20 protein-coding genes and 1 riboswitch are annotated in these 20754 nt (G+C 54.4%); of the genes, 9 read left to right on the forward strand and 11 right to left on the reverse strand.

The genetic code is table 11. The features are described 5' to 3' along the window. Positions 1–148: 148 nt before the first annotated feature. The 7 genes from thiO to PXY01_RS12800 form a co-directional block, all read right to left on the reverse strand. A complete protein-coding gene (gene thiO / locus PXY01_RS12770; protein ID WP_127570400.1) occupies positions 149–1303 on the reverse strand; it encodes a glycine oxidase ThiO in 1155 nt (384 codons plus the stop codon). Then, positions 1303–2133 carry a thiazole synthase gene (locus tag PXY01_RS12775; RefSeq protein WP_127570401.1) on the reverse strand — a complete coding sequence of 277 codons (831 nt, stop codon included), beginning with the start codon at positions 2131–2133 and terminating at the stop codon, positions 1303–1305. The genes thiO and PXY01_RS12775 overlap by 1 nt, the downstream gene beginning before the upstream one ends. A gap of 6 nt (positions 2134–2139) precedes the next feature. Continuing rightward, positions 2140–3048, reverse strand: coding sequence for a thiamine phosphate synthase (gene thiE, locus PXY01_RS12780; protein WP_127570402.1), 909 nt, complete (start codon positions 3046–3048; stop codon positions 2140–2142). 47 nt (positions 3049–3095) lie between these two features. Beyond that, positions 3096–4247 carry a ThiF family adenylyltransferase gene (locus PXY01_RS12785; RefSeq protein WP_246027911.1) on the reverse strand — a complete coding sequence of 384 codons (1152 nt, stop codon included), beginning with the start codon at positions 4245–4247 and terminating at the stop codon, positions 3096–3098. Beyond that, entirely contained in the window at positions 4240–6000 is a 1761-nt protein-coding gene (gene thiC / locus PXY01_RS12790) for a phosphomethylpyrimidine synthase ThiC (protein ID WP_127570403.1), read from the reverse strand. Before thiC ends, PXY01_RS12785 begins: the two co-directional genes overlap by 8 nt. A gap of 376 nt (positions 6001–6376) precedes the next feature. Continuing rightward, positions 6377–6482, reverse strand: a riboswitch (TPP riboswitch). A 108-nt stretch (positions 6483–6590) separates the two neighbouring features. Next, on the reverse strand, positions 6591–7871 hold the full coding sequence (locus PXY01_RS12795; protein WP_127570493.1) for a glycosyltransferase family 4 protein: 1281 nt from the start codon (positions 7869–7871) through the stop codon (positions 6591–6593). Positions 7872–8011: 140 nt separating this feature from the next. Continuing rightward, complete coding sequence (locus PXY01_RS12800) at positions 8012–8311, reverse strand: hypothetical protein (RefSeq protein ID WP_127570404.1); 300 nt, start codon at positions 8309–8311, stop codon at positions 8012–8014. Between the two features lie 275 nt (positions 8312–8586). Here PXY01_RS12800 and asd point away from each other — a divergent pair, with 275 nt between their 5' ends. Then, positions 8587–9387, forward strand: a complete 801-nt coding sequence (asd, locus tag PXY01_RS12805; protein ID WP_127570494.1) for an archaetidylserine decarboxylase — start codon at positions 8587–8589, stop codon at positions 9385–9387. A 130-nt stretch (positions 9388–9517) separates the two neighbouring features. On the opposite strand, the gene PXY01_RS12810 is transcribed toward asd, so the two are convergent. Next, positions 9518–10303, reverse strand: coding sequence for a helix-turn-helix domain-containing protein (locus PXY01_RS12810; RefSeq protein ID WP_127570405.1), 786 nt, complete (start codon positions 10301–10303; stop codon positions 9518–9520). 169 nt (positions 10304–10472) lie between these two features. On the opposite strand from PXY01_RS12810, the gene PXY01_RS12815 reads away from it, so the two are divergent. From PXY01_RS12815 to PXY01_RS12845, 8 genes are all read left to right on the forward strand, one after another. Continuing rightward, positions 10473–11771: an aminotransferase class I/II-fold pyridoxal phosphate-dependent enzyme gene (locus PXY01_RS12815; protein ID WP_127570406.1), complete on the forward strand. Its 1299-nt coding sequence runs from the start codon at positions 10473–10475 to the stop codon at positions 11769–11771. A 221-nt stretch (positions 11772–11992) separates the two neighbouring features. Beyond that, on the forward strand, positions 11993–12163 hold the full coding sequence (locus tag PXY01_RS22355) for a hypothetical protein (RefSeq protein ID WP_164744407.1): 171 nt from the start codon (positions 11993–11995) through the stop codon (positions 12161–12163). Between the two features lie 15 nt (positions 12164–12178). Next, a complete protein-coding gene (locus PXY01_RS12820; protein ID WP_127570407.1) occupies positions 12179–13030 on the forward strand; it encodes an HAD hydrolase family protein in 852 nt (283 codons plus the stop codon). Further along, positions 13027–13725, forward strand: a complete 699-nt coding sequence (locus PXY01_RS12825) for an HAD family hydrolase (RefSeq protein ID WP_127570408.1) — start codon at positions 13027–13029, stop codon at positions 13723–13725. Before PXY01_RS12820 ends, PXY01_RS12825 begins: the two co-directional genes overlap by 4 nt. A gap of 43 nt (positions 13726–13768) precedes the next feature. Further along, entirely contained in the window at positions 13769–14170 is a 402-nt protein-coding gene (locus PXY01_RS12830) for a GNAT family N-acetyltransferase (protein ID WP_127570409.1), read from the forward strand. A gap of 51 nt (positions 14171–14221) precedes the next feature. Then, positions 14222–15013 carry a DUF817 domain-containing protein gene (locus PXY01_RS12835; protein WP_127570410.1) on the forward strand — a complete coding sequence of 264 codons (792 nt, stop codon included), beginning with the start codon at positions 14222–14224 and terminating at the stop codon, positions 15011–15013. 54 nt (positions 15014–15067) lie between these two features. Beyond that, complete coding sequence (locus PXY01_RS12840) at positions 15068–15445, forward strand: phasin family protein (RefSeq protein WP_246027912.1); 378 nt, start codon at positions 15068–15070, stop codon at positions 15443–15445. Then, complete coding sequence (locus PXY01_RS12845) at positions 15442–17124, forward strand: ABC1 kinase family protein (RefSeq protein WP_127570411.1); 1683 nt, start codon at positions 15442–15444, stop codon at positions 17122–17124. The genes PXY01_RS12840 and PXY01_RS12845 overlap by 4 nt, the downstream gene beginning before the upstream one ends. 73 nt (positions 17125–17197) lie before the next feature. On the opposite strand, the gene PXY01_RS12850 is transcribed toward PXY01_RS12845, so the two are convergent. From PXY01_RS12850 to PXY01_RS12860, 3 genes are all read right to left on the reverse strand, one after another. Beyond that, positions 17198–18511, reverse strand: a complete 1314-nt coding sequence (locus PXY01_RS12850; protein ID WP_127570412.1) for an ABC transporter permease — start codon at positions 18509–18511, stop codon at positions 17198–17200. After that, positions 18501–19328, reverse strand: a complete 828-nt coding sequence (locus PXY01_RS12855; protein ID WP_127570413.1) for an ABC transporter ATP-binding protein — start codon at positions 19326–19328, stop codon at positions 18501–18503. Before PXY01_RS12855 ends, PXY01_RS12850 begins: the two co-directional genes overlap by 11 nt. 164 nt (positions 19329–19492) lie before the next feature. Next, positions 19493–20680 carry an S-layer homology domain-containing protein gene (locus PXY01_RS12860; RefSeq protein WP_127570414.1) on the reverse strand — a complete coding sequence of 396 codons (1188 nt, stop codon included), beginning with the start codon at positions 20678–20680 and terminating at the stop codon, positions 19493–19495. Positions 20681–20754 lie beyond the last annotated feature (74 nt).

Raw genomic sequence — 20754 nt, forward strand, 5'->3', positions numbered from 1 at the left:
CGTCACTCGGTTTGTGGGCAGCGTCCCTCGTGCTGAGCAGCGGATGCTCCAGCTGCTCGTATCGCTGTAAAGCCGTACATATTAGACTTGGATAAAAAAAGGGCCGTCCCGTCAAGTTCATGACATTAGGACAGCCTCATCTATTCCTCTACCTAAACCCTGTCGCCAAGGAGGCGAATCGGTTGGGCCGGAACTCGCCAAGCGGGACGGCCGGTCCTTTCCCTTCCAGCAGATCACCGACGATATGCGCGGTGCCCGGACTGAGCAAAATGCCATTGCGGTAATGTCCCGCCGCCACAATGACGCTCGGTATGCCGTCCGGCACGCCGATTAGCGGCCTGCCGTCTCGGGTGGCAGGACGAAGGCCAGCCCATCGCTTCACAGTCGGCTTGCCAGCGAGGAACGGGAACGTCCGGTTTGTTGCCCGAATCAGGCGGTCAATGCCGCGATCGGTCACCGTCGTATCGAAGCCGGCAACGTCCTCGGAAGCGCCGCAGACGACCGTCCCGTTCATTTTCCCGACCCAATATGCCTGGCTCGTAAATACCATATGGCGCACTTCTTCAACAGGCGCCTCGAAGGAGCATATTTGCCCGCGAATCGGATGCACCTCGGGCGCGAATCCGAGCGCTTGCTCGTAAGCTCCGCTCCATGCTCCTGCGCATAGGATGAGCCGGTCCGCTTCGTAACAATCACCGGACGCAGTCGTAATCGATACGCCGCCCGCCGCAGCCGGCGAATGTGATGCTCCGCAATCGGCTGTCGTTACAGCCCCTGCTTGCTCTACCAGCTGCACGCCGATCCGGCGGCAAGCCTCGTACAGCGCCTCGACCAGCTTGGGTGCGAAGACGTGGCTTTCCACCGGGCAGTACAGACCAGCTGCCGCCCGTTCCGTCAGCCGCGGCTCCAAGCTGCGAAGCGCTGCTCCTTCGACGAGCTCAGATCGTGCTCCCCGCGCATTCTGCCAAATGAGTCTCGTCTGCATCGGCAGTACATCCGCTTCATGAAACGCGATGTTCAAGCTTCCCGTTCGCATCCATTCCACTTTAAGGCCTGAAGCATGCTCAACATCCTCTACCCATTGCTCATACCGGTCAAGGCTGTATCGGCATAGCTCGAAGAATGCATCCGGCTGCTCCGGATTCTCAGAATAGGGAGCAAGCATACCGGCTGCCGCGCCAGATGCCTGACCGCCGAACCGATTCGGCTCGATGACCGTCACCCGGTTGCCGCGCCGCGCCGCCTCGAAGGCGCAAGACAGACCGATAATGCCGCCTCCTGCAATAAGCACATGCCCGCTCATTACTGTGCTCCCTCTGGCTCCAGCGGAGAATAAAGCGAGCCTTCCAGCGCACTGCTTGCAGAGGCGTAACGTTTCTTCGGAATGCGGCCTGCCAGATAAGACAGCCGACCTCCTTCGATCGCAAGCTTCACGGCTCGCGCCATAGCGACAGGGTCCTTCGCCTTCGCGATCGGCGTATTCATCAACACAGCGGAGGCGCCAAGCTCCATCGCTTGCGCGGCGTCAGCCGCAGCGCCAAGTCCCGCATCGACGATGATCGGCACCTTCGCTTCCTCGACGATCAGACCGAGATGGTACGGATTCAGTATGCCAAGCCCTGTGCCGATCGGAGCTCCGCCCGGCATAACAGCAGCCGCGCCGACTTCCTCCAACCTTTTGCACAGAATCGGATCGTCGGTCGTATAAGGCAGAACATCAAAGCCTTCCTTTACTAGAAGCTCCGTCGCCCGCAGCGTCTCGATCGGATCGGGCAGAAGCGAACGCGGATTGGCGCTAATTTCGACCTTGATCCAGCTGCCTAGACCGGCTGCACGCGCCAGCTTCGCAATGCGCACCGCCTCATCCGCATTGCTGGCCCCCGACGTATTCGGAAGGTAATGCAGCTTCCGATCGTGCAGATGCTGCAGCACTGAGTCGTCCTCGACCTCCTCCAGATTAATCCGCCGCACCGCGAACGTCACCACTTCCGTCCCAGAAGCTTCAAGCGCTTGTTTTAGCACGAACGGACTCGGAAATCTCCCTGTACCGAACAGCAGTCTAGAGTTCAGAGTCGTTCCTGCAATAATAAGCGGATCGGAATGAACCGCTGCTTCGTTGTTCACCGTTGTCATCTATGTTCAGCCTCCCCCTACAAAATGAACAAGCTCTACCTCAGAGCCTTCACGCAGCGATGTGCGCTTCCATCCGTCCCGTTCGACGATCTCGCCATCCAATTCAACGACGAGCCGTCTGCCTTCCAGATTATGCTGCTTGATCAGCTCCTCAATCGTTCTCGCCGTCGTCCGCTGCTCCTTGCCGTTGATCTTTACGCTCAAATATACGATCTCCGAAGCTTCAGCAGCATTTGAGGATGATAGCGGCTGCGCCGATACGGATGCCGCTGCTGCGCTGTATGCCGCAATGCGCTCTTTGAACGCGCGGCATGCAGCGGCTGGGTCGTCCGCTCCAACTACGGCTGATACCGCGCATATGCGCTTCGCGCCCGCTTCGAGCACCGTATCAACATTGGCCAATGTAATGCCGCCGATGGCGACGAACGGAATCGTCACGTTATCGGCAGCTTCTCGCACATAGCGGGTCGTCACCGCCGCCCGGCCTGGCTTCGTACCTGTCGGATAGACAGGTCCGACGCCGATATAATCAGCTCCGCCCGCCTGTGCTGCCAACGCCTGCTCCAGATTGTGCGTCGAAATGCCGATAATGCGGTCCGGCCCCAGCCTTCTGCGCGCCTCCTCAAGCGTCATATCGTCCTGCCCTAGATGAACGCCGTCCGCCTCGACCTCGATGGCAATATCGATATAGTCGTTAATAATGAGAGGGACGCCATATCTTCTCGTCAGCTCCCTCAGCTCGCGTGCTTGCTCCAAAATTTGCTGCTCTGAAGCATATTTGTCCCGCAGCTGGATCACATCCGCTCCCCCGATCAACGTCTGCTCGATGACGTCAACCAGCCTTCTGCCTGGATGATAGTTCGCGCCGGTAATGACATACAGCTGAAAATCGAACCTTTGTCCATATTTCGCCATTCATCTATCGTCCTTTCTTATACTCCATTCTCCCTATCAATCTGTTCTTATCGTACAGCTGCATCTCGCGGAGCTTGCTGAGCTGCATTGCCAATATATCGGTTGCATAGCTCGATAGCCTCCTTAGGGTCGCTTGTCCCCTGGACAATGACGCGGCCGTCGGGAAACAGTACGAGGCATTGGCCGCCATCCGGCAGCACAGCACGCGTTAAGTACGGATTAACGGTCAGCCTACAGCCAAGACGCTCCAAGCCGCTGCGAAGCTGCTCCATAACAAATGGCAAAGAACTGCTCACTTGTACAGAATCGCGGCCGCACAGCACGGCGGCTGTGAATGCGCCGCCGTCATCTGCTTCCGGCTTATCGGCTGTCATGGACTCCTCCTGCCGAGAGCCGCAATGCCGGCAGGCGGCCCTTCCAGCCGGCAGCTTCGATTCGCGGACGCAGAACGTCCAGACGTCCGCACTCACCCATGTGCGGCGCATTGCGTCGCGGCTGCCGCTAAGCCACTTCAGCGCCTCGGCCGCTTGCAGCGAGGCGACGAATTCGACGGCCGGCGAGATGACCCCCGCCGTGTCGCACGTATCAGCGGCTTCGTCACTCGCCTCGTCGCCGCCAATTAGACAGCGCAAACACGCCGTGCGCCCTGGGATGAGCGAGGCGCTCATCCCCTCCGATGCCGTAACGCCGCCATATATAAACGGAATACCCGCTTGGAAGCAAGCGTCGCTTAACACGAGCCGCGCCGCCGCATTATCAGTGCCGTCGAGCACCAGATCGACGCCTTCAATCAGCGGACCGATCGTCTGCTTACCGACATCCACGACATGCGCCTCGATCCGGATGCTGCCGTTAATGCGGCGAAGCCTGCGTGCGGCCGCGATCGCTTTCGGCATCGCGTCCCGGGCGTCATCCTCGTCGAACAGCATTTGCCGCTGCAAATTGCTTGGCTCGACGAAGTCGCGGTCTGCCAGCCGGACCGTACCGACGCCGGCGCGTGTCATATGCTGCGCTAACGAGGCACCGAGCGCGCCCGTCCCAACGACGAGCACGCTTGCCGACCGCAGCTGCCTCTGACCGGATGAGCCGATCGGACCGAACCGAATTTGCCGCGAATACCTGGTCTGGTCGTCTCCTGCGCTGTGCTTGGGATCATTCATTGGCTCATAAATTTCTACCGGATATGCCGCCTTATGCATAGATTCCACCTCCTTGAGCACGGAACAAATCCGCCTTTTCCTTCATGCCGGCCTCGATCGCTTCTTCTGTCCCCAGACCGTGCTCCTCGGCGTAGCTGCGGATGTCCTGCGTAATGCGCATGCTGCAAAATTTCGGTCCGCACATCGAACAGAAATGAGCCGTCTTCGCCGCTTCGGCAGGCAGCGACTCATCGTGGTATTCCATCGCGCGCTCCGGATCGAGCGACAGATGGAATTGATCGCGCCAGCGGAACTCGAACCTCGCCTTCGACAGCGCGTTATCCCGAATTTGTGCGCGCGGATGACCTTTGGCTAGGTCAGCTGCATGTGCCGCGATTTTGTACGCGATCACCCCTTGGCGCACGTCCTCCTTGTTCGGCAGGCCCAAATGCTCCTTCGGCGTTACATAGCAAAGCATCGCCGTTCCGAACCAGCCAATCATAGCCGCACCAATCGCTGACGTGATGTGGTCATAGCCCGGCGCGATATCGGTCGTCAGCGGCCCGAGCGTATAGAATGGAGCCTCATGGCAAAGCTCCATCTGCTTGTCGACATTTTCCTGTATCCGATGCATCGGCACATGGCCGGGACCCTCAATCATCACCTGCACGTCATGCTTCCAAGCAAGCTTCGTAAGCTCGCCAAGCGTTTCCAGCTCTGCGAACTGCGCCGCATCGTTCGCATCCGCGATCGAGCCCGGGCGAAGCCCGTCCCCAAGCGAGAAGGAGACATCGTACTGCTTCATAATTTCGCAAATCTCCTCAAAATGGGTGTACAAAAAGTTTTCCTTATGGTGGGCAAGACACCAAGCTGCCATAATGGAACCACCGCGCGATACGATGCCAGTCACACGCTTCGCGGTGAGCGGCACGTAACGAAGCAGCACTCCTGCATGGATTGTAAAATAATCGACGCCCTGTTCCGCCTGCTCGATCAGCGTGTCGCGGAACACTTCCCACGACAACTGCTCTACGACGCCGCCTACCTTCTCCAGCGCCTGATAGATCGGCACTGTACCGACCGGCACAGGGGAGTTACGAATAATCCATTCGCGCGTCGTATGGATGTTCTTGCCGGTCGACAAATCCATAATCGTATCGGCGCCCCACCGGGTCGCCCACGTCATCTTCTCCACTTCCTCCTCAATCGAAGAAGCGACGGCAGAATTGCCAATGTTCGCATTAATCTTCACATGAAAGCTGCGCCCGATAATCATTGGCTCGCATTCGGGATGGTTAATATTCGCCGGAATGATCGCCCGGCCTTCGGCAACCTCCTTGCGAACGAACTCCGGGTCCACACCTTCTCGCACTGCGATATATTCCATCTCCGCCGTTATAATCCCCCGCCGGGCATAATGCAGCTGTGTTACGTTAGCGCCGTTCTTCGCCCGCAGCGGCCGGCGGGACAAGCCTGGGAACGGCTCCGCGCCCTTCTCGGCCGCACGCTCCGCAGTCGAGAACCCGTTATCCTCCGGCTTCACCGCACGTCCATCGTAGCTTTCTGTATCGCCGCGCTCGGCAATCCATGCCCCGCGCACAGAAGGCAGGCCCTTGCGGATATCCGCCTTATAGTCGGTATCCGTGTATGGCCCGCTTGCATCATAGACAAGCACTGGCTCGTTCGACGTCTTCTCATCCCTCGCCCTGCTTGGCTCTAGTACAATTTCTCTCATCGGTACTCGAATATCTTCTCTAGCACCTGTAACGTATACTTTACGGCTGCCCGGCAGCGGAGTCGTTAGAATCGGCATAAACAACCTCCTCCAAGAATAGTCGGAATTCCCTAGGAGGCTAGCGATTATTGGGGAAAAAATGATGCTCGTGCCTGCGCTTAACACGCCTTTGCTTTCGCCAAAGCCGCTATTTCCACTGAACCAGGCAAAAATGTTCAAACGGAATATCGGCTTCCTACGGCGGAAACTCGTTTTGTTGTCACCACGACAAAAAAACCGCTCCCGGCAAAGGAAGCGGCTGCTATGGCGTTGTGAAGCATGAATAGTATCCGGCAGCTACTAGTGCAGCCCCGATCCATATTCGGAAGCGAGACGCTTCCCGAACGCACCTTTAGCTCGCGTATCGAGAACGTACCCGACGACCAACTATGTAATCTATTCATGTATCGTGTTGTAACGCACAAGACCACTTTCCTACGCTGGCATGACCCAGATCAGGTTCGAAGGGACAAAAGCGAAACGCTTTATCTCAGCCTGTAAAGGCGCCCCTAGTGGATTTCCTGAACAAACTATACTCTTCCTTGTCTCTGAATGTCAACCGTTTATTCCCAAATCATCTACAGCGGTCTATTCCAGTTCACAGCGTCAAGCGAGCACTGAATCGTCCTTTAGCATAACCGGCTCCTCCTGCGAAATCCATTCTGCCAGCTTGCTGTGTTCAGCGAGCGGCGCATGTCGTCGCGGCCTGCGCTGCTAAGCATCTTCGGCTCTGAAGCCTCTTGAGCTTGCTTCTCCACCGGAAGAGCGGTCGCAGCGGCATACCGCTCCGCGGCAGCCTGCCAAGTGAAATAATCCTCCGCCCGCTCTCTGCACCGCTTGCCTATTTCCAGTCGGAGCCGCTCATTGCTGAGCAGCAGGTCCAGCTTATGCAGCAGATCGCTACGCAGCCGGGACGGCTCTGCCAGCAGTCCCGTTTCCCCGTCCTGTACAACCTCGCTAATGCCCCCAACCTTTGACGCGACGATCGGGACGCCCGCCGCCATCGCTTCGACGTTCACAAGCCCGAACGCTTCACGCCGGACTGATGGCACGGCGACGACGTCTGCTCCTAGCATCCAATCCGGCACTTCGCCGTAGGGCACGTAAGGAACGAACCGGATGCGGCTGCCCAGCTTAGAAGCCGCTCTCTTAAGCTTCCGATAATAAGCCGTCGTCTTGTGCGAGCCGTATGTGGGGCTGCCTACGATGACAAGCTGCGCATCAGGGTGGCGCTTCAACAGCTCCGGCATAAGACTAACCAAATGATGAACTCCCTTAAGAGATATGACCCGGCCAAGGAACAAGACCACCTTACGGTTCGTCCAGCCGTTCGCTTGGCGAATGGACTCGCGCCTTGCCGCCCCCTCTGGAGAATGGACGGACATGAATCGCCGGGTATCGACACCCAGATGGACGACCGCAATTTTCGAATACGCTTCCGGCACTTTGTCTATTACAACATCGCGCAAATAATAACTGTTTACGATAATCTTATCGGCGAGACGACAGCATCGGCGCAGCGCACTGCGGGATATATGTGAAGGAGATATATAAGTCGATGAATGAAGATTAAGCCACATTCGGGCGCGGGGATGCTGCGCTTTCAGCCGGGTCAAGAGCCGTGGACGGTTCTCGACCTCGATCACATCCGGTGCGAATGATGCGATCGCCCTGCTGACTGCGCTTGCATAACGAGCTTTGCTGGCAGCGGGAAACCGTTCGCAAACGATGCCTTTCCATACGCCCTTTCGCGGCAGACCAGAGCCAGTCCGCCCATAAATGCGCGGCTCCACGGAAGTCGGCAATAACGGAACGAGCTGCTCTACGACCCGTTCTACCGAGCTGCTTCGCGGGGATGGAAGCGCATAGGCACCAGGCGTTACATAAGCAATTTTGATCGGACCAGACATGCGCAATTGACGCCTCCTTCCGCACGTAGCCGGTGCGGATATGCTTCTTCAGCATACGCCGCTTGCGGCTGATACGCGACGCATAAGGAAGGAAACAGGCGTCCGCCTTACGGCGTCAGGTTCTGCATGTACTCGCAAGACTACCAGCTTCGTTCCGATGCGGAGAACAAGGCTGCCGCTAGGCGGCTTATCGTATAAACAACCAAGTAAGAACCGCCGATCCAAATGACGGGACTTACGAGGACGCTATGAATTTCCGTCATATACAGCGTACCGTGGCGAACCGTTCGTACGATTCCCGCTCCTGCTACAGCGCTCACAGCGAGTACGGATAAAGCTGCCGCCCCGTCCTCCGCTCTAGCTGCCGTTTCATTCGCCGTTCGAAACCATCCAAGCACAGCTGCGCCTGCTGCAGCGAGCGCCGCGAATATCCATTCCAACTATAATGCCCCCTTGTCTTTGTCGTTCAAGTCTAAGTATTGTTTGTCAGATATGCAGAAAACATTACACATTACAGACTAATCGACTACAATCGAACACAACGTTAACTCCTCTAAGAAGGCTAGCGTTGACGTTCCTATAATCCAACAGCAAGCTGGATGCATGCCGCGGACGACATCCATCGTGCGCCAATTCATATTGATTTGTCTCTGGGAATATGTCACACTTATTCGGTGATTACAGCAGCATAATGAAAGGACGTGTAGGAACCGGCATGTGGACTTGGTTGTTTCGCGTCATGACCGAATTAAGTTCTCGCAAATCAATTTCACGGCTTACCGGCAGCTTCGCTCAATCAGCGGCAAGCCGCAAGCTCATTCCTCGCTTCGCCCGAATGTATAACATTAAGATAGAGGAAGCTGAGAAGCCGATTAACCAATATACTACGCTTAATGATTTCTTCACCCGTCGTTTGAAGCCCGGCATGCGCAAGATCGATACTGGGGCCACCGCGCTCATCAGTCCTGTAGATGCGGTCATTACAGGCTGCGGACCGATCGAAGCAGGAACAATCGTTAACGTGAAGGGACAGGATTATACGATCGATGAGCTTCTGAACCGGTCACCGCGCACAGAGAATTATAAGAATGGCTACTATACGGTCCTATACTTAAGCCCAACGGACTACCATCGTATTCACGTTCCGATAGACGGTATTGTTGAAGAGCGCGAGCATCTACCGGGCAAAGTATATCCGGTCAATGACTTCGGCCTTCGCCAAATTAAGCGTGTTCTTAGCCGCAACGAGCGGTTAGTAACTTATATCCGCCATCAAAGCGGAGAGACTGCAGTCGTCAAGGTTGGAGCGATGAATGTCAGCAGCATCCGCTATACGGAGCCGCAGTCTCGGCAAGTAACGAAGGGCGATGAGCTTGCTTATTTCGAGTTCGGCTCAACTGTTGTGCTGCTGACCGAGGACGATACATTCAATCCCCGCCCCGATCTGAAGGTCGGCCTGAAGGTCCAAATGGGAGAAAGGCTCGGCACGATCCGCAGCCCTCACAGTACGCCGTAAGCATCAAGGGGCTGTCCGTAAGCCCTTATATTTCTATCTATATATTAAGTATTTTCATTTCGATCTGTAACACAAAGAAGAGGCTTTCTCAAGCGCGTATTACGACGCTTGAGAAAGCCTCTTCTTTCGATCATCGAATCTCCGACGGGTTGCGTCCTGTATACTGCTTAAACTGTCTACTGAAGAAAAATATATCCCGGTAGCCAAGCGCATCCGCCACTTCCGTTACGTTCATCCCGGCATGCGCAAGCAAATGCTGCGCACGCTCGATCCTCGTTCGAATCATATAGGTTTGAACCGACTGGCCGATTAATTCCTTGAACTTAATAGAGAAATATCTTGGCGACAGCTGCGCGCGCTTCGCTAAGTCCTCGACCCGATGAGGAATGCCTGGATGCTGACGGATGTAGTTCGCAATTTCGTGGATCGCTTCCGTCAGTTGATTGCTCGCCCGCTTCTCGACTGTCGGCTCCCGGTCCGAACGAAGCAGATGAATCATCATCTGGCTAAGAAGCAGCTTTGCCTCTTGCTCCGCTGCGAACGTCTTGACAAGGAACAGTCGAACATAGCGGGAAAGCAAATATTCAAAATCGACCGTATCGTCCAGAATACGATAACGGTCCGGTACGTTTTCGGTCGGCTCCTTCACATCGAAATGAATATAGGTCAGCACCAAAGGCTTTTGCGGATTGTGCGTCGCACTCGTATAGTCACCCGGCCGGAACAAAAAGCAGCTGCCCGTTCCGACCTCGTATACGGCTCCGTTCAGCTCCAGCTCCCCTTCGCCGCTCCACACGTAGAATAAATCGTAATTGGCCATCGGCTTTTCCCGCCTTGCCCACTTCCAACCAGGCTCGCAGACGATTTTGGCAAATGCAGGCAGTAGTATGAATGATGATGAAGGCACGTCCAGCATAGCTTCCCTCCGTCTAGAATCCATTTGCCGTCATCATACCGCACTCAAATTTTTTTTACAATGAGAATGGCTCTTAATGTTTAAAAAATGTTATAATAGCACCCATAGCTTACATCGCCAAGTTACATTTGACGTTGAAACGAATTATTCGGAAGGATGGAATGAATTCATGAATCCACTTGCTCAGCAGTTGAACGAAACGTTGGAGCGGGACAATGCCAACGTCTACGCCATGCTGTCTAAACTCGGCCAAGAAATCTACTTCCCGAAGGTAGGCATCTTGAGCCAATCGGCTGAAGCAAAATCAAAAGCTAAGAAATTTAATGCGACCATCGGTATCGCGATCGAGAACGGCCAGCCGATGCACTTGAACGTCATTCAAGACACACTGTCCGCTTACGAGCCGAAGGACCTTTATGAATATGCGCCTCCTGCAGGTAAGCCGGAACTGCGTACTGCATGGCGCGCGAAGATGATTAAAGAAAATCCGTCCATCGAAGGCAAAGGGATCGGCAATCCAATCGTCACGAACGCGCTGACGCACGGACTTAGCATCGTGTCCGACCTGTTCGCTGACGTGGGCGATGCGGTCATCATTCCGAATAAGAACTGGGAAAACTATGAGCTGACGTTCGGTGTCCGTCGCGGCGCACAAATCGTGGAATACGATCTATACAACAGCAGTAACAAGTTCAACAGCGCAGGCCTGCGCGAAGCGCTGCTCGCACAGAAGGACAAGGGTAAAGCAATCGTCATTCTGAACTTCCCGAACAACCCGACCGGCTATACGCCAGGACCGCAAGAAGGCGACGAGATCGTAGCCGTTATTAAGGAAGCGGCAGAAGCCGGCATTAATGTCGTAGCCGTTACTGACGATGCTTACTTCGGTCTCTTCTTCGAGGACTCGGTTCATGAATCGCTGTTCGGCAAGCTGGCCGGCCTGCATGAGCGCGTTCTGGCCATTAAAGTCGACGGCGCAACTAAGGAAGAATACGTATGGGGCTTCCGCGTAGGCTTTATTACGTACGCTTCTCCTTCGGAAGCGGTTCTCGCATCGCTCGAGCAGAAGACGCTTGGCATCATCCGGTCGACGATTTCAAGCGGTCCGCATCCGTCGCAGACGTTCGTACTGCGCGCGCTGCAATCGCCTGATTTCGAGACGCAGAAAGCAGAGAAGTACGCGATCATGAAACGCCGTGCCAACAAAGTCAAAGCGCTGCTCGACAGCGGACGTTACGGCGACGACTGGGAGTACTATCCGTTCAACTCAGGCTACTTTATGTGCCTGAAGCTGACGAAGGTTTCGGCGGAAGCCGTTCGCCAGCGTCTACTGAGCGATTACGGTATTGGCACGATCGCCCTCGGCGAGACCGACTTGCGCGTCGCATTCTCTTGCATCGAGGAAGGCGATCTAGAGGATCTGTTCGATACGATTCATAAAGCGGTTCAAGACGAATTGAACGCATAAATATAAGTACAAGGTTGAGCGGTCCTTCGGGCTTTCGCTTAACCTTTTTTTTACACCAAGTCCGAGCTGCCATTCCTAGCATCATATTCGCATCCTTCTTACCCATCAGCCCTCAATCTCTTACTTCTTGTGCATTTCAAACCGAAAATAAATAACGATGACGTTACTCTAGCTTTGTGGTATAGTTTCCCAACAAAATGATTGATAGGAGGCAACTATCCGTGATTACCGAAGCAGCTTTCCTCTACGTCAAAGACGGCCTAAGCGAGCCGTTAGAGGCTGACTTCCGCAAGGCGTCCGCAAGTATCTCAGGGATGAAAGGATATTTAGTTTCCGGTCGTCGGGCACTTAGAGAAGGTCGATTTGAATCTAGCGGCTCTCGAATCCATTGAGGAGGTAACGTTCCTATGAAACGTTATTATGTTACAGATCTGGACGGAACGCTGCTGCGGTCCGACGCCTCTCTCTCCGATTATACGGTACAAGTCGTGAATGAAGCGCTGGCGGAAGGCATCGTGATAAGCTATGCAACCGCAAGAAGCTATCGAAGCTCTAATCGAGTTACATCGCAAATCCATTGGCGCTACCCGGTCGTCTTATATAACGGAGCGATGATTGTTGACCCTGTCTCACAGCAAGTGCTGGGCGGACATTGGCTCGATCATGACGTTACGAATGATATTGTTGCGATCGGACGCACCCTGTCGCTCGCACCGTTCCTATTCTCTCTTGATGATAACGATCAAGAACGAGTGCTGCATGAAAAGCTGTCCCGCTATGGAGATATAGCCTTCCATGCAAGCCGCCCAGGCGATCCGCGGTTCCGTGAAGTGGAAAAGCTTATAAGCCCTCCCGCTTACCGAACGCTCATGGTCACATATATAGGGCTGCGTGATGAGCTGGAGCCGTTGTTCCACGCGATTAGCGACCGATATGGGGAGAGCGCTCATATACAATTCATTCCGGACGGTTACATTGATAAGCATTATTTTCTCGAAATCTCGCACCCGAACGCGAACAAGGAGCACGGTCTAGCTCTCTGGTGCGAGCTTGTCGGCTGCCAGCGGGAGGATGTCACGGTATTCGGAGACAATTTGAACGACATCGGTATGTTCAAACAGGCTGGCAGACCGTTCGCCGTCGCAGACGCGCACCCGGAACTGAAACGAATGGCAACGGACGTTATCGGCAGCTGCAATGACGACTCCGTAGCCAAGTTCATAGAATCAGAATTAAAGGGGGCTCGTCCTTGTTCATGACAAACGTTGAAGCTATTATTTTTGATCTGGACGAAACGCTGTCTGACCGACGCACCGCCATTGACCGGTTTATGGAGCTTTGGATCGCACAATATTTCTCCGACCGCCTGCATGAGGCTTCCTATCTGCGGGACGTTTTCCGTCGATTAGACGACAACGGCTACAGAGTTCGAGAGGAGCTGTATCCGCTCCTTGTCGAAGAGCTGGAATGGAACTCCCCGCCTTCTAAGGAACAATTCATCGCCTTCTGGAGGGAGCACTTTCCAAAGTGTATCGAGCCGATGGCGCATCTGTACGAAATGCTCGATTATTTGAAGCATCGCGGCGTCAAGCTAGGCCTTATTACGAACGGACCGGAGCATATCCAACGCCGCAAGATCGACAGCCTCGGCATCGGTGACTATTTTCATTCGCTTCTCATCTCGGGAACGGTTGGAATTCATAAACCGGATGCACGCATTTTTCTTCAATGTACAAGTGAACTGCAAGTAGCACCAGAGCGTGCCTGGTATGTCGGTGATCATCCGGTGAATGATGTGGCGGGCTCGCGAGGAGCAGGGCTCGTTCCGGTCTGGCTGGCGCGGCAAGGCGACTGGTCCGAAGACCAGCACGGCGATTCTCCTGCACATACCGTGCAAACGCTGCAGGAGCTGATAGCGTTATATGACCGGCTTCACCCCCATGATGCATACTAATGCTGCACTAGAACATTAATATGATGCTAGGAGGCGTATTTCGATGTCGACGATTACGTATTCTTCATCCCGGCAAATTTCAGCTGAGGAGCTGTCTCAAGTATTTGCACGTTCTACCATTAAACGTCCGTATCAAGATCTTAACCGACTGCAGACAATGCTTGACAATGCCGACCTGACCGTGTCCGCTTGGGACGGAGAGCGGCTTATCGGCATTGCAAGGGCTTTGACAGACTTCTCTTACTGCTGCTACTTGTCCGACCTTGCAGTCGATCAAGAATACCAGCACAACGGCATAGGTTCAAGACTGGTAGAGCTTGTCCGGGAAGCTATCGGACCGCGCTGCTCGCTAGTGCTAATTTCTGCACCCGATGCCGTCGGCTATTATCCGAAGCTAGGCTTTACCTTGTCGGACAAAGCATACGTTATACCTAGAAGCGTTTAATGAACTGTGCTGCCCTGAAGCACTGGACAACGAGGAGGGGCTTATATATCTATGCAGTGGTTAAGGCAGCTTATTCGTTTCGGCTGGATGCAAGCGCTGAACTGTATGTTCGCCGTCGTCATTTTTGCCGCTATGGCTCTAACCCGTTACGTCGACATCACGTTCATCCCGAGATACGACGCCATCCTGTTCGTATGCTTACTGATGCAAGTGCTGCTTATCTGGTCGAAGCAGGAAACCGTCGACGAGCTGAAGGTTATTATCGTATTCCATCTGCTCGGCCTCGCGCTCGAAACCTTCAAAGTGTATATGGGCTCATGGTCATATCCCGACGAAGGCTATTCGAAGCTGGCTGGCGTTCCGCTGTACTCTGGGTTTATGTATGCAAGCGTCGCGAGCTACATCTGTCAAGCATACCGCAGATTTCGGATCGAAGTGTTCGGATGGCCTCCAGCCATTGTCACGATTTTGCTGTCTGCAGCGATTTATTTGAATTTTTTTACGCACCATTGGCTGTACGACGTCCGCTACTGGCTGATGGCTGCTCTCCTCCCCGTATTCGGGCGGGCATACTTTAAATTTACCGTTGGCCAGCACACCTATTCGATGCCGGTCATTGTCTCCTACCTTCTAATCGGCTTCTTCATCTGGCTGGCAGAAAATATTTCAACATTTCTAGGGGCTTGGCAATATCCGAACCAAGAGGGTGTCTGGCATGTCGTCCATTGGGGCAAAATCGGCTCATGGTTTCTACTCGTTATCATCTCAGTCATTATCGTTACAGAGCTGAAACGGCTCAAAGGACGACTGGACAGAGGCAAGCCTGTCGTTCATTTGCGTTAACAATTTCTTATGGTAAGATTACCGTAAGCATGACTATGAAGGAGGTTGAGTCTCATGAAGGATTTGTTCAGTAAAGCGGTATCGTTCGGACTGGGCGCGGCAATCGCAACCAAGGAGCAGGCAGAGAAGCTCGTAGAGGAGCTTGTGAACAAAGGCGAGGTGAACAAATCGGAGTCGAAGCAGCTGGTCGACGAGCTGCTGCGCAAAGGTCGTGAAGTGCAGGCCTCTATCGATGCGCGCGTCAAGGAATATGTACGCTCTGCGTTGAATGAGGCGAACTTAACGACGAAGGACGACTACAACCAACTCAAGCAGCAAATCATTGATTTAGAACGACGGGTCGCCGAACTGGAAGCGAAGACAGCAAGCGGAGCAGCCGAGGCCAAGCAGGAAACTGAAGGCGAAGCGGTCTCCCTCAAGAAGGAAGAATGATCGGCATCGGTCGCCGGATTCGCCATCTTCAGCGTTATCGGGACATCGCGAAAGCTTTCGCACGAAGCGGCTTCGGCTATCTCGTCAAGGAGCTTGGCTTAACCGAACGATTTCCGCTGTCTTCGCTTCGTTCGGCAGAATCCGAATCTGCCAGCACGAAGTCGACAGGAGAACGAATTCGGCAATTTCTGGAGGAGCTCGGCCCTACGTACATTAAGATTGGTCAGATCGCCAGCACACGCCCCGATCTGCTGCCGGCTGACATTATAGCTGAGCTCATAAAGCTGCAGGACCATGTAGCGCCTATCCCATTCAAGGAGGCTGCTGCTGTCCTGGAAGCAGAGCTCGGCTCTTCCGTATACGAGCTATATGCTTCCTTCGATGAGACGCCTGTTGCTGCAGCATCGATCGGACAAGTTCATCTGGCAGTCTTGCCGAACAACCAGCCTGTCGCCGTAAAAATTCAGCGGCCCCATATTTACGAGCAGATCGAGACCGATCTCGAAATATTAGACAATCTCGCCCGGATCGCTGAGCACCGGATCGAATGGGCGGCCAAATATCAAATCCGCGACATGGTCACAGAGCTGGCGCACTCGCTGCGCTCCGAGCTCGACTACGCGATTGAGGGGCGCAACGCCGAGCGAATGGCACGGGCGTTCGCCCGGGACCCGGGCATTCATATCCCAACCATCTATTGGGAATATTCGAGCAGACGCGTGCTGACGATGGAACGGATGAGCGGTGTCAAAGTGAACGACATCGATGGCCTCAAGAGCATTGGGGCGTCGCCTAAGAAGGTCGCCGAACGGATTACTAACGTATTGTTCCGCCAAATATTCGACGTTGGACTGTTCCATGCCGATCCTCATCCCGGCAATATCATCATCCAGCAAGGCGGTGTCATCGGGATGCTCGACTTCGGCATGGTCGGACGGATGACGCCATCGATGAAACGGCATTTCGGCTCGCTCGTCATTGCACTCCGCCGCAACAGCACGAACGGGATTATCCGCGCAGTCGAAGCGATGGGAGTGCTGCCGGAGGACATTGATATGCGGCAGCTGCGGGACGACATCGATGTGCTCCGGGACAAATATTATGACGTTCCGCTCAGCCAGATCAGCTTAGGTGAATCGGTGAACGACCTGTTCGCCGTCGCCTATTCGCACCGAATTCAAATCCCCTCAGACTTTACTTTGCTCGGCAAGACGCTGCTTACGCTTGAGGGTGTCATCTCTTCGCTGGACAATTCATTCAGCATCGTCGACGTCGCCGAGCCATTCGGACGCAAGCTGTTCATGGATCGGGTCCATCCACGATCATTCGCTGAGAACGCCATGCATTATGCCGGCGAATATGTCGATCTGCTTGCCGAGCTGCCAGAGACGCTGCGCGACGTATCTCACGTTGTGCGCAAAGGAAAGCTCCGGCAGGAATTATCCGTACCGGAGCTGGATACGTTTCTGAAGAAGATGGACCGGATAGGCAATCGTCTATCTTTCAGCATCGTGCTGCTGTCATTCAGCATTGTGATGGTCGGACTTATTATCGGCTCGTCCCTCGGACGACAGTCGACCTTCATTTGGCAATTCCCGGTCATCGAAATCGGCTTCGGCATTGCAACCGTTATGTTCTTATTTATGCTCTACGCCATATTCCGCTCAGGACGATTCTGACTGACGAAGGCAGCTTTATGGACGACCTGCTCCCGGTCAGATCGTCCTATTCGTCTCTGCACAGCCGCTTCGCTTAATCCTCTTCCGTCTCCTTGACCACCTTCCTGCGAACGCCGCCTGGCCGGACCACCGCTGCATACAACAATATAACCGCAGGAGCAAGGAGCGCCGGAATGAGCTCTTCTTGTACCGCTAATACGATTCCGCACGGCAGCCACAGCAGAATCGCAATAATTAGAAATGCCGTCCGGTCAACTACGATCAGCGATGTCGTCCGGCGGTCGTTAGGCAGCGGATATATATGCGCCCAGACCGCATATTTATGCGAATGCCTCAGCGCTCCGAGCTGCAGCCCGATAATAGCTGCGAATAGGGCATACACAGCGCATGCTCCCCAGCCGTCCAGCCATACCGCCTCGCCAAGCCAATACAGCACAAGCATACCGAGCAATGTCAATCGGACAAGCATGCCTCCAAGCTCTGTCCGGAACATCGTCATCGCATATAGATAATGATACGTCCCCCGCTGCGCGTATGGAATCCGTCCGCCAATCCAAGACAAATAACGGCGACGTGCGATACGCGGGGCCTGCGTCGGCACATCGATAAACAAGGCCATAAACCGGTAATAACGCCGTCTGGTCCTTGTCTCTTCGCGAATGAGCGTATCCCAAGGAAACGGGTGCTTTCGCGGCAGACGGCAGGCTAGCGCGTAAAGCACTGCGGCAAGCATTCCGAGAATGAATGCCTTCCATGGCTCAAGCTGATACAGCGCTGCAAGCGTCAGTCCGGATAACACCCATCGAGCAAACCTTAGCAGCCGTCTTGCACCAGCCTCCGACGCCCGCCTCTCCTGCCAAGCGCCGGCCGTATTCGCCACTTTGAGCACCGTTAGAGCGATGAATAGCAGCAGGGCGCCAGCTTGTCCTTCTCCCTGCGAATACATCGGCCAATAAATGAGAAGCGACGCCCATACACCGATCAGCCCTGCTAGAGTGTTATAACGTATGGAACGGCGAATATAGCTGGTCATCGCTGCCTCCTGCGGCAGCAGGAAGACCGTATCCGCCGGTTGAAGCCACGAGCGCAGCGGACTCCAGCAGACGAATCCGATCGTCAGTACAAGTCCGAACAAAGTGAACGGAAAATGTGCTGGCACATCCCGTACGAGCATCGAATACCCTATCGCCGCTACGATCAGCCCTAGCATGATAACACCAGGGAACCCGCTTCGCGCAACGTAGCTGGAGTAGGGTATCATCTCCTTCCGGAATGCGGCTGCCCGGTACGACCATAGCTGGTTCGGGTCGAAGCGGCCGGTCATCGGCAAGGCTGAAGACCTCTGTGTCTCTGTACCGCTTCCCGACTGAACTGTTTTATCGCCCATGGGTCAGTCCTTCGCCTCCCGCCGTATCCGATACGAGACGGAAAAAAGCTTCGTCTAATGTTCCATCCGCCATCCCTGCGGCCTTTCGTACATCGTCCAGCGTACCTGAAGCAGCAATCCGCCCGTGGTGAAGCACGATATAACGATCGCAGTACGTCTCTACCGTCGATAAAATATGAGAGCTCATCAGCACCGCTGCTCCAGCCCGCTTCACCTCAACGAGCCGCTCCAGCAGCGATCGGATGCCGAGCGGATCGAGCCCAAGAAACGGCTCGTCAATAATGAACAGTGACGGATTAGCCAGCAGTGCGTTCATAATCATGACCTTCTGCTTCATCCCTTTGGACAGATGCTCCGCGAAGGCACCTCTCTTCACCCGCATATGGAACTGGTCGAGCAGCCGTTCGCGCCGGTCGTTGTAGGCATCGCCATCCACTCCGTATGCCATGCCCGTCAAGCGCAAATGCTCATCGACGGTCAACTCGTCGAACAGCACCGGCGATTCCGGCACGTAAGCGATAGAGCTCCGATACTTCTGCGGGTCGCGGTCAAGCGTCGTTCCGCTGACCTGAATCTGACCTGTATGCGGCTGCATTAGGCCGAGAATATGCTTAATCGCGGTACTTTTGCCAGCGCCGTTCAAGCCGATAAGGCCGACGATCTCGCCCGGGCGTACGTCGAACGTCAAACCGTGCAGCACCGGCCTCCTCGGACTATAGCCGCCGACAAGCTCCGTCACCTGCAGCACTGGACTTGCCGCCGCGGTCGGACTAATATGATTCGTATCCCTTGTATTAGCCGTACTCTTCTGATTCATCCGTTTCCCACCGTCCTTCCTCTTAATTATACTCGATGAAAGGGAAGAAACAGAAATACAGCGCCACGAATGACTCTTAACTAGGCGACAAGGCGGTACAGAGACCTATATTATGGCCCCGTACCGCCTTGCTCCTGATTCATATAGAAATAATCATCATGCGATTACTTAATGACGATCAGCTTAACTACGTTATGCTCAATCGTCAGTTCGATCGCTTGACCAGCAACAAGCTTCGATGTATCACCCGAAATGACGACGTTCGGATCAACGTTATAGATAGCCGCCTGCGCCGTTCCGTTCACCGTCTTAATAATCGAGACTGTAGCCAGCTTGCCTTGGGCGTTCAACGACACCGTGCTAAGCGCGCCGGCATCAACGAATTTCGTCGATTGCGGAGCCAATTTCGTAACATCGATGAAAATGACTTTATTCTGATACGTGCGTACGAGCACCTCGTCGCCCGCTTGCAGCTCGGATACCGCTACCTTCTTATTATCACGGAAAATAAAGACGTTCGGATCGAGCGCGAGCGTCGCTTCCGACTTATCCGCCTTCACGACAACGATGGAGCCATTAGACGGTGCGGCCTTCAGGCTGCCTGTAATCGCCTGTCCATCGTTATTCGGCAGCTGCGAGTCGGTGCGGTCGAGCAAAGCCGCGAGCTCAGCGCGCGTAACCTGCTGGTTCGGACGGAACGAATTATCTTGATAACCTGTAACAAGACCTTTCTCCAGAGCAACAGCAACATAGCCGACTGAGCCTGCCGGAATTTGCTTCGCATCCTTAAACGTCAGCTTCGTATTGCTCTTTGCCTTTGCTTCCCCATCCAGCTTGAGCGCCTTAACCAGAATCGTCGCCGCCCAGAGGCGAGTAGCTGGCTTTTCCGGGTGAATCATATCTTCTGTCTCACTGAACAGGTCGTTCTCCAGCGCGACGGCTACGTAGCCAACGGCCCACGGATATTTCTTCTTCAGCTGGTCAGCGTCTTTAAAATTCAATTCCGTACTCATCTCAGCCGCTGATTCCGCCTGTTCGCGCAAGCCCATCAGACGCACTGCTGCAACGAGCGTCTCAATGCGGGAAATTTTTTGCGAAGGCTTGAACGTGCCATCCTGATAACCATTGAACACACCTTTAGATGCTAGACGAATAATGTACTCCTCTGCCCATTTCATCTCGTCTGCATCTTTGAAATGAAGGTTAATCGATATCGTATTGTTCTTCTTATCGTCATCCTTGCCCTTGTCTTTACCGTGATCATGCGCAGCGAATGCTGTGGAAGCCCCACTCACCAGTGTCATTGCCGCTATAGAGGTAATCGCAACCTTTTTCCATTTAGAAGCTGTCATTAAAAAGCCACCTCTCCTATGCGTTGTTCGGCTGTGCCGTTTTCCCTTACGCCCATAATGTTCGGGAGCCGGGG

Source organism: Paenibacillus xylaniclasticus (genome assembly GCF_004001065.1).
GTDB classification, from domain to species: domain Bacteria; phylum Bacillota; class Bacilli; order Paenibacillales; family Paenibacillaceae; genus Paenibacillus_T; species Paenibacillus_T xylaniclasticus.

Bases quoted from the DNA above. Each gene is read 5' to 3' on its own strand.
- thiO (WP_127570400.1), bottom strand. From the start codon at position 1,303: ATGAGCGGGCATGTGCTTATTGCAGGAGGCGGCATTATCGGTCTGTCT.
- PXY01_RS12775 (WP_127570401.1), bottom strand. From the start codon at position 2,133: ATGACAACGGTGAACAACGAAGCAGCGGTTCATTCCGATCCGCTTATT.
- thiE (WP_127570402.1), bottom strand. From the start codon at position 3,048: ATGGCGAAATATGGACAAAGGTTCGATTTTCAGCTGTATGTCATTACC.
- PXY01_RS12785 (WP_246027911.1), bottom strand. From the start codon at position 4,247: ATGCATAAGGCGGCATATCCGGTAGAAATTTATGAGCCAATGAATGAT.
- thiC (WP_127570403.1), bottom strand. From the start codon at position 6,000: ATGCCGATTCTAACGACTCCGCTGCCGGGCAGCCGTAAAGTATACGTT.
- PXY01_RS12795 (WP_127570493.1), bottom strand. From the start codon at position 7,871: ATGTCTGGTCCGATCAAAATTGCTTATGTAACGCCTGGTGCCTATGCG.
- asd (WP_127570494.1), top strand. From the start codon at position 8,587: ATGTGGACTTGGTTGTTTCGCGTCATGACCGAATTAAGTTCTCGCAAA.
- PXY01_RS12810 (WP_127570405.1), bottom strand. From the start codon at position 10,303: ATGCTGGACGTGCCTTCATCATCATTCATACTACTGCCTGCATTTGCC.
- PXY01_RS12815 (WP_127570406.1), top strand. From the start codon at position 10,473: ATGAATCCACTTGCTCAGCAGTTGAACGAAACGTTGGAGCGGGACAAT.
- PXY01_RS12820 (WP_127570407.1), top strand. From the start codon at position 12,179: ATGAAACGTTATTATGTTACAGATCTGGACGGAACGCTGCTGCGGTCC.
- PXY01_RS12825 (WP_127570408.1), top strand. From the start codon at position 13,027: ATGACAAACGTTGAAGCTATTATTTTTGATCTGGACGAAACGCTGTCT.
- PXY01_RS12830 (WP_127570409.1), top strand. From the start codon at position 13,769: ATGTCGACGATTACGTATTCTTCATCCCGGCAAATTTCAGCTGAGGAG.
- PXY01_RS12835 (WP_127570410.1), top strand. From the start codon at position 14,222: ATGCAGTGGTTAAGGCAGCTTATTCGTTTCGGCTGGATGCAAGCGCTG.
- PXY01_RS12840 (WP_246027912.1), top strand. From the start codon at position 15,068: ATGAAGGATTTGTTCAGTAAAGCGGTATCGTTCGGACTGGGCGCGGCA.
- PXY01_RS12845 (WP_127570411.1), top strand. From the start codon at position 15,442: ATGATCGGCATCGGTCGCCGGATTCGCCATCTTCAGCGTTATCGGGAC.
- PXY01_RS12850 (WP_127570412.1), bottom strand. From the start codon at position 18,511: ATGGGCGATAAAACAGTTCAGTCGGGAAGCGGTACAGAGACACAGAGG.
- PXY01_RS12855 (WP_127570413.1), bottom strand. From the start codon at position 19,328: ATGAATCAGAAGAGTACGGCTAATACAAGGGATACGAATCATATTAGT.
- PXY01_RS12860 (WP_127570414.1), bottom strand. From the start codon at position 20,680: ATGACAGCTTCTAAATGGAAAAAGGTTGCGATTACCTCTATAGCGGCA.